This window comes from Glutamicibacter sp. NPDC088483, from assembly GCF_044753145.1.
Lineage (GTDB): Bacteria > Actinomycetota > Actinomycetes > Actinomycetales > Micrococcaceae > Glutamicibacter.
Map to the genome: position 1 here is coordinate 655,467 of NZ_JBIVMP010000001.1, position 11,650 is coordinate 667,116.

The 11,650-nt window shown below is 61.9% G+C and carries 11 protein-coding genes; 5 read left to right on the plus strand and 6 right to left on the minus strand.

Going from position 1 to position 11,650, the window contains the following annotated elements; all coding sequences use genetic code 11:
- Positions 1-6 precede the first annotated feature (6 nt).
- The 3 genes from ACIP6G_RS03195 to ACIP6G_RS03205 all read left to right on the plus strand — a co-directional run bounded on the left by ACIP6G_RS03195 (position 7) and on the right by ACIP6G_RS03205 (position 2,920).
- Positions 7-1,326 (plus strand): phenylacetate--CoA ligase family protein, encoded by a 1,320-nt coding sequence (locus ACIP6G_RS03195; RefSeq protein WP_400288597.1) that lies wholly within the window; start codon positions 7-9, stop codon positions 1,324-1,326.
- Between the two features lie 32 nt (positions 1,327-1,358).
- Complete coding sequence (locus ACIP6G_RS03200) at positions 1,359-1,976, plus strand: TetR/AcrR family transcriptional regulator (RefSeq protein WP_400288598.1); 618 nt, start codon at positions 1,359-1,361, stop codon at positions 1,974-1,976.
- A gap of 215 nt (positions 1,977-2,191) precedes the next feature.
- Entirely contained in the window at positions 2,192-2,920 is a 729-nt protein-coding gene (locus ACIP6G_RS03205) for a nicotinamide mononucleotide transporter (protein WP_400288599.1), read from the plus strand.
- An 83-nt stretch (positions 2,921-3,003) separates the two neighbouring features.
- On the opposite strand, the gene paaZ is transcribed toward ACIP6G_RS03205, so the two are convergent.
- Positions 3,004-5,127 carry a phenylacetic acid degradation bifunctional protein PaaZ gene (gene paaZ / locus ACIP6G_RS03210; RefSeq protein WP_332485950.1) on the minus strand — a complete coding sequence of 708 codons (2,124 nt, stop codon included), beginning with the start codon at positions 5,125-5,127 and terminating at the stop codon, positions 3,004-3,006.
- 109 nt (positions 5,128-5,236) lie between these two features.
- Entirely contained in the window at positions 5,237-5,953 is a 717-nt protein-coding gene (locus ACIP6G_RS03215; protein ID WP_332594622.1) for a tyrosine-protein phosphatase, read from the minus strand.
- 140 nt (positions 5,954-6,093) lie between these two features.
- On the opposite strand from ACIP6G_RS03215, the gene ACIP6G_RS03220 reads away from it, so the two are divergent.
- Complete coding sequence (locus ACIP6G_RS03220) at positions 6,094-6,996, plus strand: serine protein kinase RIO (protein ID WP_400288601.1); 903 nt, start codon at positions 6,094-6,096, stop codon at positions 6,994-6,996.
- Positions 6,997-7,039: 43 nt separating this feature from the next.
- Here ACIP6G_RS03220 and ACIP6G_RS03225 read toward each other — a convergent pair whose 3' ends face one another.
- Positions 7,040-7,654, minus strand: a complete 615-nt coding sequence (locus tag ACIP6G_RS03225) for an acetate uptake transporter (protein ID WP_400288603.1) — start codon at positions 7,652-7,654, stop codon at positions 7,040-7,042.
- A 122-nt stretch (positions 7,655-7,776) separates the two neighbouring features.
- On the opposite strand from ACIP6G_RS03225, the gene ACIP6G_RS03230 reads away from it, so the two are divergent.
- The gene (locus tag ACIP6G_RS03230; protein ID WP_400288605.1) at positions 7,777-8,634 is read left to right on the plus strand and encodes a LuxR C-terminal-related transcriptional regulator; all 858 of its coding nucleotides are present in this window, start codon (positions 7,777-7,779) and stop codon (positions 8,632-8,634) included.
- A gap of 54 nt (positions 8,635-8,688) precedes the next feature.
- On the opposite strand, the gene ACIP6G_RS03235 is transcribed toward ACIP6G_RS03230, so the two are convergent.
- From ACIP6G_RS03235 to ACIP6G_RS03245, 3 genes are read right to left on the minus strand one after another with little or no spacing between them, the layout of a single operon-like run.
- On the minus strand, positions 8,689-9,561 hold the full coding sequence (locus ACIP6G_RS03235) for a 3-hydroxyacyl-CoA dehydrogenase family protein (RefSeq protein WP_400288607.1): 873 nt from the start codon (positions 9,559-9,561) through the stop codon (positions 8,689-8,691).
- Positions 9,562-9,563: 2 nt separating this feature from the next.
- Complete coding sequence (locus ACIP6G_RS03240; RefSeq protein WP_400288609.1) at positions 9,564-10,358, minus strand: enoyl-CoA hydratase/isomerase family protein; 795 nt, start codon at positions 10,356-10,358, stop codon at positions 9,564-9,566.
- Between the two features lie 2 nt (positions 10,359-10,360).
- A complete protein-coding gene (locus ACIP6G_RS03245) occupies positions 10,361-11,584 on the minus strand; it encodes an acetyl-CoA C-acyltransferase (protein ID WP_105656942.1) in 1,224 nt (407 codons plus the stop codon).
- Positions 11,585-11,650 lie beyond the last annotated feature (66 nt).

Here is an 11,650-nt window from a genome sequence, read left to right on the forward strand (position 1 = left end):
TTCAGCATGTCTCAGAACACCGACCGCGACAGCCTTCCGAATCCGCTTGATCCAGAAGAAACCATGAGCCGTGAGCAGATCGAAGCGATCCAGCTGACCCGCTTGAAGGAAACTCTGCACCATGCCTACAACAACGTGCCGTACTACAAGGCAAAGTATGATGCCGCTGGCGTGCACCCTGATGACCTGAAGGAATTGAGCGACCTCGCCAAGTTCCCTTTTACCGACAAGGAAGATCTGCGCAAGAACTATCCTTTCGGCATGTTTGCCGTCCCGCAGCAAGAGGTCTCCCGTATCCATGCCTCCTCGGGCACCACTGGCCAGCCCACCGTGGTTGGCTACACCAAGAAGGATCTGGACGACTGGGCCAAGCTCGGCGCCCGCTGCCTGCGCCTGGCCGGGGTCAAGCCAGGCTGGAAGGTCCACAACGCCTACGGCTACGGCCTGTTCACCGGCGGCCTGGGTGCGCATGCCGCCGCCGAACACCTCGGAGCGACGGTCATCCCCATGTCCGGAGGCCAGACCGACAAGCAGATCTCGCTGATCCAGGACTTCGAGCCTGACGCGATCCTCTGCACTCCGACCTACCTGCTGACCATTGGCGATGCCATGCAGCGCAAGGGCCTTGATCCGCGATCCACCTCGCTGAAGGTAGCCGTGCTCGGTGCCGAACCATGGACCGAAGAGATGCGCCACGAGCTGGAAGAGATGTTCAACATCACCGCCTGCGACATCTACGGCCTCTCCGAGGTCATGGGTCCTGGTGTGGCTGGCGAATCCGGAGAACGCAAGGATGGCAGCCACATCTGGGAAGACCACTTCCGCCCGGAAATCATTGATGCCTTCGACGAAACCAAGGTGCTGCCCGATGGCGAGCACGGTGAATTGGTCTTCACCTCGCTGACCAAGCAGGCCCTGCCGATCATCCGCTACCGCACCCACGACCTGACCCGGCTGATGCCTGGCACCAGCCGACCGGGCCACCGCCGCATGGGCCGCATCACCGGACGCAGCGATGACATGATCATCCTGCGCGGCGTGAACCTGTTCCCAAGCCAGATCGAGGAATTGATCCTGAAGGTGCCGACCCTGTCGCCGCACTTCCAGCTGATCCTGACCCGTCCGGATCGCATGGACCAGCTGGCAGTCAAGGTGGAGCGCCGCGGCGAGGCGTCCATCGAAGATGCCACCAACGGCGCCAAGGAACTGGCCAAGCTGATCAAGATCCATGTCGGTTCTTCCTGCGCCATCGACGTTGTCGAACCGGAATCCCTGGAACGCTCCATGGGCAAGCTCAAGCGCATCTACGACATGCGCGCTAACTAGCCTCCGCCGGGACATGGGATAATCAACTAATCATGGAACTTACCGATACTGCCAACCGTCCGGCCAAGCGTGGCCGCCCCGGTTACGATCAAGAAACCGTTTTGCGCATTGCTGTCGAGGCATTCAACGAATACGGCTACGACGCGACCTCCATGGGCAAGCTCGCCGACCGACTGGGTATCAGCAAATCCGCGATCTACCACCATGTCCCGTCGAAAGAGGACCTGCTGCGCCTGGCCTTGGACGAGGCGCTGATTCCCTTGGAAGCAGTGATCGCCGAGGTCCGCTCCCATGAGGGCACCGCGGATGAGCGCCTGGAATTCTTCCTGCGCGCAACCTTCCGGATCCTGCTGGATAAGCGTTCCTACGTGACCCTGCTGCTGCGCTTGCGCGGCAACACGGAATTGGAGCGCCAAGCACTGCAGCGCCGCCGTGCCATGGACCGCCAGCTGGCGGAACTGGTGACCGATGCGCAGTCGGATGGCAAGATCCGTGCAGATTTGGAACCTCGGGCAACCGCCAGACTGCTTTTCGGCTTGATCAACTCGGTGGTTGACTGGTACCGCGCCGACGGACCGATCAACGGAACCGAGCTCGAAGACCAAGCAGTCTCGCTGCTCTTCAATGGCTTGCATACCGCAAACGCCTAATTCCAAAGGCAAGTCAACGCGTTGGCTCCCACTGACCAGGTGGGAGCCAACGTCGTTAACTCGGTGCCGAAGAGCCTGGATGTGGCGTATCCGACCTGTCAATCTTGCTGTCCTCACAGAATTCACAGCTAGCATCGAAGGGGTGCTTCCAGCACCAGACATTCTCGATCAACCAAGTGAAGAGCGCTGTGGATTCCATCTTAGAAACCCTTTTCATGGCTACCGCCGACAGCAGTAGTTCCTACGTCCAGATCCTGCTTTCCGCCGCGAGCATGCTGCTCGTCTTCGTCTCCGGAGCGCTGCTGGCGCACCGCAATGACCTGGGTTGGTGGACCCTGATTCTGGGCGTCTTCGTTGGCCCGGTGATTACCTCGATGCAGTTCGATCTGCTGGGGCTGCTCTACGCCGTTCCGCTGCTGCTGATCGCCGTCTTTGGATTGTGGCGGTTCTCCCGCTACGAGCTCAAGGGAAAGTTCACCCGCATGGTCACGAGCACCGCGGTGACGCCGTGGTCCGCGCTCGGCCTGCTCGTGGGCCTGATCCTGCTGGTTGCCTTGCGCTTCGGCCCGTTCCTCTTCAATGGCGGCTTCATGAGTGCAACCCCGGAAATCTGGGTGCTGTACTTCGCTGATGCGGCCATCTTCGCATCGTTCGTCATGGTTGCCCGCGGTGTGCGAGCTGGCTGGCTGGTGCTGGCCGTGGCCGCCGTTGCCGATCTGGTCGTCTACTTCCTGATCTCCCCAATGCTGGGCATGCTGGGCCTGTTCGTCTTCATCGCCTTGGCGGCACTGTACGGCTTCTTCCTCTGGCGCAACCTGCCAGCCGCAGGGCAGACCGGCCATGGCCTTGGAGAGCCGTCTGAGGCCGAGCAGGCGCTGGACGCCGCCAAGGAAGCGACCTTGGCGAAGCTGAACAAGCAGCAGGAGATCAACGGCAACTCCTAGGCTTCACCAAAAATGGAGTTGGGACACAATTTTCATCGTGGCCCAACTCCATTTTTTCTTTCCCTCGAAGGGAGCAGACTGATCTAGCTATTCCAGTTCGCGTAGGTCGCGTCGGTCTTCTCCACCAGCGTCAGCACGTCATAGGTGGCAACCAGTTCGTCGTTCTGGTTGTGCAGTACCGCATCCCAAGCCACCTCGCCGTATTCATCGGTGACACGCGGGGTGATCTTCTTGGCCGTCAAGGTGACGCGAATCGAGTCGCCGGCAGCTACCGGGGTGATGAATCGCAGCGATTCCAGACCGTAGTTGGCCAGGACCGGTCCCGGAGCAGGCTCCACGAACAGGCCCGCAGCCCAGGAAACCAGCAGGTAGCCGTGGGCCACGATGCCAGGGAAGAAGGGGTTGGCTTCCGCGGCGGACTGGTCGGTGTGCGCGTAGAAGGTATCGCCGGTTTCGTTGGCGAATTCGGTGATCTTCTCCAAGCTGACTTCACGCAGGTCAGATACGAAACCATCACCAATCTTCAGCTCGGCCAGCGACTTGCGGAACGGGTGGACGTTCTCCGGCTTGCCGCCGAACTTCGGGCTGCCGGCCAGCGACTGCTGGGCCCCGGTATGCCAGACGCCGCTGAGCGCGGTGATCATGTTGGGCGAGCCCTGGACCGCGGTGCGCTGCATGTGGTGCTTGACCGAGCGGATGCCGCCGAGCTCTTCACCGCCGCCTGCGCGGCCTGGGCCGCCGTGGACCAGGTGCGGTACCGGGGAGCCGTGGCCGGTGGTGGAGCGTGCGGTTTCGCGGTTCAGGATGTGCACGCGCCCGTGGTGGGCTGCAATGCCCAGGGACAGGGCACGCATGGCTTCGGCGTCATTGGTGCATACGGTCGCGACCAGCGAGCCAGCACCCATGGCGGCAAGTTCCACTGCCTCTTCCACGCTGCTGTAGCCGATAACGGAGCTGACTGGGCCGAAAGCTTCGCGCGAGTGCACGATCGGGTTGCGCGCGTCATTCCAGCGCAAGACCACTGGCGACATGAAGGCGCCGGCTTCTGCGACGGCATCGGTTTCCGCAGCGACGCGTACCGCTGGGGCATCCAGCCGGCCGTAGGCCAGCTCGCCGCCGGCGGCGAGCATGTCCTGGACTGCTCCGCGCACATCGGCCAGCTGTTCCAGCGAAGCCAGGGCACCCATGGTGACGCCCTCAACTCGAGGATCGCCGATGACCACCCGTTCATCGATGCGCTTGCCAATGGCCGCGATCACTGCGTCAACCTGGGCGGCCGGCACGATGTTGCGGCGGATGGCGGTGCACTTCTGGCCGGCCTTCGACGTCATTTCATTGACAACAACCTTGACGAACGCGTCGAATTCCGGGGTGCCTTCCACAGCGTCGGGGCCGAGGATGGCTGCATTCAGGGAATCGGTTTCAGCCGCGAAGCGCACGCCTCCGTCGATAACGTTGCGGTGCGCCTTGAGCTTGCTGGCGGTGGATGCCGAACCGGTGAAGGCGAACATGTCGCGGTAATCCAGATGGTCCATGATGTCGCGAGCAGAGCCGGAAAGCAGCTGCAGGGAACCCTCTGGAAGGATGCCCGAGTCCAGCATCATGCGCACAGCCGCTTCGGTGAGGTACCCGGTGGGGGTTGCCGGCTTGACGATTGTAGGCACACCGGCGATGAAGGCTGGTGCGAACTTCTCGAGCATCCCCCAGACAGGGAAGTTGAAGGCATTGACCTGGACGACTACGCCGGCCATCGCGGTGTAGATGTGGGTGCCAATGAAGGAACCGTCCTTACTCAGCGGCTCGGTGGGGCCATCGAGGATCACGTTGGAATTGGGCAGTTCGCGCCGGCCCTTGGAAGAGAAGGTGAACAGCACGCCAATGCCACCGTCGATGTCCACCATCGAGTCGATTTTGGTGGCACCGGTCTTGAAGGAAACCTCGTACAGGTCCTTGCGCCGCTCATTGAGGTACAGCGCTAGTTCCTTGAGCTTGAGCGCCCGCTCATGCAAGGAGAGCTTGGCTAGTTCGCGCTGGCCGGTCTGTCGGCCGTATGCCACGGCGCCAGCAACATCCAAGTTGTCCTTGGTGACGGTGACCAGCACTTCGCCGGTATTGGCGTCGCGGACCTCGGTTCCGCCTTGTGCCGCTGGGCTGTGCCAGTTCCCCGCGATGTAGCTGGGTACTACGGTGATCTGTTCTGTCGTCATTGACGCAATTCCTTCCTGAACGGTCGGTCAGTATTACCGTTAACCATAGCAGGAAGGGGTGACCGAAGACACTTGTGTGCCTCGCTGCTTCGCCAGCGCTCCCTGGCTCTTAGCGTGCCAGCTGGCGCAGGCGCTCCACGGCGTTCTCGCTCATTCCCTGGTCCAGCAAATACCTCCGCGTGGACCCGAGCCACCTGAGGAAATTCTCCAGTTCGCCAGCTCGGCCATGAATGATTTCCCGCAGTTGCCCTTCACTGCGGTAGCTCTCGTACGGGTGCTTGCGAGGGGAAATGCGATGCCACTCATTGATCCCCCTGACCGCGAGTTCATCATGGAGCAGGATCTGGCCATCCAAGCCAGCCAGCTGAAGCAGCATTGTGGCTATCAATCCCGATCGGTCGCGTCCAGCCGAGCAGTGGACCACCGTGCCCTGTTCCGCGGTCGCGAGGCTCTCGAACACCGCCCGCAGGTGGTCGCCGAATTCCTCGCAGACCAGCTGGTACATCCCGGTGTGATTCATGTACGGCACCGCCACCGACTCGAAACGTTCATTGCCTGGCGATTCCAGCGGCAGGTTCACCAGCTCGATCCCTGCGAGGCTTGCCGCGGGCACCGCTGGGTCATGCTCGCGACGGCGGATTTCATCCGGGTTGCGCAGGTCGATGACCCTACTGACGCCAGCAGCGTGCATTTGCTGCCAGCCCTCAGCCGTTAGCCACTCATGCCTGCCCATGCGGTAGAAGGCTCCGCAGATGTGGCGCGCATTAACGGCTCCGCTCCAGTCCAGGTCCCCGGCTTGCTTGCGGTAGGTAAGGCTGTGGCTCATAAGCCTATTGCAACACATTGCCCTGCTGTTGTATTGTTCTAGTCATTGGCAAACGTCAATCAGTCTATTGAAGGAGGGGTAACGATGATTGCTTACCGCCTGAACAAGCCATTTCCCCCTTCTCCCGAGGACTACTTCCAATGCATTTTCCCGCTGGCCTCGAGGCCGCAAATTCGCCACTGATCGCCGCTGCCTCCACGGATGCCGATCAACAACTGAAATTCAGCAAGCACAAACCGGTCTGGAACGACTCCGAGACCGGTGATCCGGCCAACGGCCAACGTTATTCGACATGGCCATTTATCGAGAAGGGCTTGCGCGGACCCAAACCGTATCCGCACTGGCTCATCGAAGAGGCCGCAGCCATCGACACCGAGCTGGGCATCTTGAAAACGGGCAAGGAAGGCGATGTCTTCCTGCTGGAACGTGCCACCGAAGATCGCAGCAGCCTTCTGGCAGCAAAACGCTATCGTTCGCGCGAGCAAATGCAGTTCAGCCGCTCGCAGTCCTATAGCGACGGGCGCTCCGCACGGCGTTCGCGTGATAACCGCGCTATCCGCAACAGCTCCGCGTACGGCAAGCAGATCGCTGCCCTGCAGTGGGCCAACGCCGAATGGAGCTATTTGCTCCGTTGCTACGAGGCGGGCATACCTGTTCCCTACCCGGTGCAAATCGATGGCACCGAAATCCTCATGGAGTTCATTGCCAATCCAGACGATCAGCATGCGGCAGCGCCTCGCCTGCAGCAACTCTCCCGCTTTGACCCGCGCCTTCCATCACTATGGGAACAGCTCACCGGCGCACTGGAGAAATTTGCCGGGCTCGGCATCGCCCACGGGGACCTCTCCGCGTACAACATTCTTGTCTCCGGCGAAAGGCTGGTAGTAATCGATGTTCCGCAGTGCGTAGATCTTGCCGGCAACCCGAACGGCTTGGACTTCCTGCACCGTGATTGCGTGAATCTTTGCGATTGGTTCACTTCCAAGGGCTTGCCCAATGACCCCGATGAATTGTTCTCCTCGCTGATGAGCTACCTCTTCTGAGGACAGCCAGAACTGCGCGCGCCTGCGACCAGCTTTCCGCCGCCTACTTCGCCCAGGTAGGCAGGACCTGGCGTCCCCAGGTGGCGTTCGTGACAATGGCAAAGGAGCCGTACCAGGCCAGGAATGCGGTAAACAGGCCCAACCAGCCTCCGAGTTCATGTATCAGCGTGCTGCCGGTGAAGGCACCGATAGTCAGGCAGATGAAGGCCGCGGTCAGCATGGTGAACACGGCAACCAGCACGCCATTGGTACGCAGGGCGGCGACCGTCATGTAGGCGGTGAAAATGGTCCACCCCAGAAGGAAGGCACCGAGGCCCGCCGGGCCCGCCGCCTGCGCTACCTCCGGGTTGGTTTCCAGCCACCAGAAGGCCATCCAGAATGCGCCATAGGAAGTGAACGCGGTGGCGCCGAAGACATTGCCCTTCGCGAATTCGATGACGCCAGCGATCAGCTGGACCACGCCACCGTAGAATAGGGCAATCGCCAGGACGGCGGCGCCAGCTTCTGGAATGATCCCGGCGTTGGACAGGCTCAGCGCAAAGGTCGTCAGCGCAAAGGCGCCCAATCCCAGTGCCGCGGGGTCAGTCAGGCCCGGCTCGGCCGGTGCGGCTGGGGAGGCGATTCCAACAGGGTCTTCTCGGGTCAGCAGTGCCGTCATGGCGGATACTCCATCGTGTCAGCGGTCAGTTCAATCCAGGCAAGTGATGCCGATCACTTGCCTTTAGCAGGTATCCTAAATTGCTGGTGAGTCGGATCACTACCATCTAAAGGAGGTAGCCAGTGACCACTGATTCTTCGCACGAAATAGCCCTTTTGGACCACAGGCTCAATACTTTGGCGGCACGCACCGGCCCGCCAGTTGCCTTTGGCGGTTTCGCCCGGTCCACGGGTACGAAGCTGACTTGTTTCGCAGGAACCCGTACCGGTTCGCTGCGAGGCCTGGTGGTCAAGCCCGGTGAGGGCCTAGGCGGCTTGGCGGTATCGCGGCGTCAATTGGCAGCCACGGATTCGTACCACGAGACCCCGGAAATCATTCACAGCTATGACCGGGAAATTGGCGGCGAGGGAATACTGGCCTTGCTGGCAGTACCGGTCGTGGTTGACGACCAGGTGCGTGCGCTGATCTATGCCGGACTGCGAAACCGCCGGCAGCTGACCGATGGAATGCTGGCCGCGGCCGCAGCAGAGGCACGCCGGCTCGCCTGGGAACTATCGGTCCATGAAGAGACCCAGAGGCGCATGGCGGTGCTCAGTGCCTCCGAACCGCAAGCCGCGCACCCCTCGGAGATGGCATTGAGCCAAGAAGGTCTCAATGCGCTCTACACCGAGCTGCGCGATATTGCGCGGATGGTGCAGGATCCGGAACTCGCCGCACGGCTCAGCACGGCCAGCACAATGCTGCGCCCAGGGCAGGGGCCGGCGCCGCAGGCAATCGACGGCCCCTCGATCCTTTCGCCGCGTGAGCTGGATGTGATTTCCCATCTGGCACTGGACAAGCGCAACGCCTTGATTGCGACGCATCTGGGATTAGCCGAAAGCACCGTCAAAAGCTATCTGGCCTCGGCCGTGCGAAAGCTGGGTGCCACGAATCGCTTTGATGTGGTGTTGCGCGCCCGCAGCCAGGGCCTGATCCCCTGACGCACCGGCCAGTACGCGAAAAGGGCTGCTTGCGCAGCCCTTTTCAGTTTTGTCCTACCAGGTGTAGAAGCCTTGTCCGGTCTTTCGTCCGAGCTTGCCCTGGGCCACCAGGTCCTTGAGGATCTGCGGCGGCGCGAAGCGCTCCCCCAGCGTCTCGTGCAGGTATTCTGCAATGCCCAGTCGCACATCCAAACCGACAATGTCGGTGGTCTTCAGCGGGCCGGTAGGGTGCTTGTATCCCAGGACCATCGCGTTATCGATGTCTTCGGCACTGGCTACGCCGTCCTCGACCATGCGCATGGCTTCCAAGGCGATAGCCACGCCCAAGCGGGAAGAAGCGAACCCGGGAGCGTCATTGACCACCACTGCGGTCTTGCCCAGTGCTTGAACCCATCCGCGCGATGCGTCCACCAGGGTCTTATCGGTCTGCTTGCCGATCACGACCTCGATCAGGGTGGAGGCGGGAACCGGGTTGAAGAAGTGCAAGCCCAGGAAGTTCGCGGGACGCTGCAATTCCTTGGCCAAGCCGCTGACCGACAGCGACGAGGTGTTCGAAGCGAGCACCGCCTCGGCGTTCAGCGCCTGCTCCACGGCCTGAAGGGAAGAAACCTTCAGATCCCAGATTTCCGGAACGGCTTCAACCACCAGCTGCGCGCTGGCGAACTGCTCGTAGTCGGTGCTGGTGGAGAAGCGGGCCAGCAGCTCTTCGCGGCTTTCGCTGATCTGGCCACGGGCAATGGACTTGTCCACGGATCCGGCCACGCGCTCATAGGCCGCCTGCGCCGCCTCGTCGTCGCGTTCAACAACGAGAACGGCGCTGCCGCTGGTCAAGAAGGCGTGGGCGATGCCTGCACCCATGCGTCCGCCGCCGAGCACGCCCATCTGCTGCGGCAACGCACCGGTGGTGAAGCTGGTTTGTGCATTCATGGTTACTTCTTCTTTCGATCTAGGAATGCTTGCATGCGGTCGAACTTGGCTTGGGACTCGAAAAGCATGCCCTGGGCCAAGGTATCGATCACCGGATGGACTTCGCGCGGAGCATGGAAGACGGACTTGGTGATGCGCACCGCCAGCGGATCCTGGGCTGCTATGCGATCTGCCAAGGCATCGGCGGCGGCATCCAGCTCGGCAGCCGGATGCAGTTCGGTCACCAGGTTGGCGGCCAGGCATTGCTCGCCGGTGAGCACCTTGCCAGCCAGCAGGATTTCCTTGGCCAGCGGCTCGCCGACCAGTTCCTTCAGCCGCCAGGTGGCGCCTGCGGCGGCCATGATGCCCAGATTCGTTTCCGGGTTGCCCATGCGCAGCTCGGGGGTGCCGATGCGGAAGTCCGCGGCGTAGGCCAGTTCGGCGCCCCCGCCCAGGGCGAAGCCGTCCAATGCCGCAACCACCGGCATCGGCAACTTGGCGATCCTGTCGAAGATGCCCGAGTTGATCCCGGCGAGCGCGTCATCCCGGCGGCGTTCGCGCAACTGGGAAATATCGGCTCCGGAAGCGAAGATGCCCTTGCGCCCCTTGGGATTCGCTTCGCTCGCTGCCTCTGCGGGGGTGCCAGCCATAACCAGGATCTTGGGATTCTTCTCCAGATAATCGCAGATGGTGTGCAGCTCGTCGACCATGGCCTGGTCAATGGCATTGCGGACCGCTGGGCGGTGCAGGCGCACCCAGAGGCGGTCATCGGTTTCCGTCAGCTTGAGGGTGGTGAACCCGCTGTTCAAATCGCCCACTTCTAGACGCCTTCCAGCAAGATCGCGGTGCCTTGGCCCACGCCAACGCACATGGTGGCAATGCCCAGCTTGCGCTGCTCGGAAGCCAGCTCCCGTTCCATGCGGCCCAGCAGGGTGATGACAATGCGGGAACCGCTGGAACCCAGCGGATGGCCCAGCGAGATGGCGCCGCCGTCGCGGTTGACGATTCCTGCATCGACCCCCAGCTCGCGCATGCTGGCCAGGGACTGGCTGGCGAAGGCTTCATTGATTTCCATGGCACCGATCTGGTCAATGCCCAGTCCCGCGCGTTCAAGTACCTTGCGGGTCGCCGGGACCGGTCCCATGCCCATGATTTCTGGTTCCAGGCCCGCGGCCTGCCCGTCGACGATTCGGGCGCGCGGCGCCAGTCCGTACTTCTTGATGGCCCGTTCGGAGACCACGAGGATTGCCGACGCTCCGTCGTTCAGCGTCGACGCATTGCCAGCAGTGACGACGCTTCCTCCCTTGACTACTGGGCGCAGGGCGGAAAGCACATCCATGGTGGTCCCTGGCCGTGGCCCCTCATCGGTGTCCACGATGCTCTCTGCCTTGCGTCCCTTGACAGTAACCGGAACGATTTCATCGCGGAAATGCCCGGCCTCGATGGCGGCAATGGCCTTGGCATGGGATTCGACGGCGAACTGGTCGCAATCCTCACGCGAGATGTTGTAGACGCGGGCGACTTCCTCGGCAGTTTCCGGCATCGAGAAGGTGGCTTTGCCATCGCGCGAGTACTGGCCGGAGAGGAATTGCGGGTTGGTGAAGCGCCAGCCGATGGAGGTGTCGAAGGTTGCTCCCGGCTTGGCGAAGGCCTTGGAAGGCTTTTCCATGACCCAAGGTGCCCGCGACATGGATTCGGTGCCGCCGGCGATAACGATGTCCGCGGCGCCGGCCTTAATCATGTGGCTGGCCATCGTGATGGCGCTCATGCCCGAGGCGCAGAGGCGGTTGACCGTGATGCCCGGAACGGTCACGGGCAGGCCGGCCAGCAGCGCAGCCATGCGGGCAACATTGCGGTTCTCTTCGCCCGCGCCGTTGGCGTTTCCGTAGATGACTTCATCAACGTCGGCCGGATCGATCCCCGCGTCTTCAATGACTCGGCGAATAGTCAGCGCTGCCAGGTCATCGGGGCGCACGGCACTGAGCGCACCTCCATAACGGCCTACCGGCGTGCGTGCTCCACCTACGAGAAATGCCTCGGTCATCTGTGCTCCTTATGCCAAAATGGTTAGTGACCCTCAACACCTAAACTTACCGACCATTCGTTCAAT

What these genes read in the sequence shown, in the direction of transcription:
- ACIP6G_RS03195 (WP_400288597.1), top strand. Translation starts at nt 7, where the DNA reads ATGTCTCAGAACACCGACCGCGACAGCCTTCCGAATCCGCTTGATCCA.
- ACIP6G_RS03200 (WP_400288598.1), top strand. Translation starts at nt 1,359, where the DNA reads ATGGAACTTACCGATACTGCCAACCGTCCGGCCAAGCGTGGCCGCCCC.
- ACIP6G_RS03205 (WP_400288599.1), top strand. Translation starts at nt 2,192, where the DNA reads ATGGCTACCGCCGACAGCAGTAGTTCCTACGTCCAGATCCTGCTTTCC.
- paaZ (WP_332485950.1), bottom strand. Translation starts at nt 5,127, where the DNA reads ATGACGACAGAACAGATCACCGTAGTACCCAGCTACATCGCGGGGAAC.
- ACIP6G_RS03215 (WP_332594622.1), bottom strand. Translation starts at nt 5,953, where the DNA reads ATGAGCCACAGCCTTACCTACCGCAAGCAAGCCGGGGACCTGGACTGG.
- ACIP6G_RS03220 (WP_400288601.1), top strand. Translation starts at nt 6,094, where the DNA reads ATGCATTTTCCCGCTGGCCTCGAGGCCGCAAATTCGCCACTGATCGCC.
- ACIP6G_RS03225 (WP_400288603.1), bottom strand. Translation starts at nt 7,654, where the DNA reads ATGACGGCACTGCTGACCCGAGAAGACCCTGTTGGAATCGCCTCCCCA.
- ACIP6G_RS03235 (WP_400288607.1), bottom strand. Translation starts at nt 9,561, where the DNA reads ATGAATGCACAAACCAGCTTCACCACCGGTGCGTTGCCGCAGCAGATG.
- ACIP6G_RS03245 (WP_105656942.1), bottom strand. Translation starts at nt 11,584, where the DNA reads ATGACCGAGGCATTTCTCGTAGGTGGAGCACGCACGCCGGTAGGCCGT.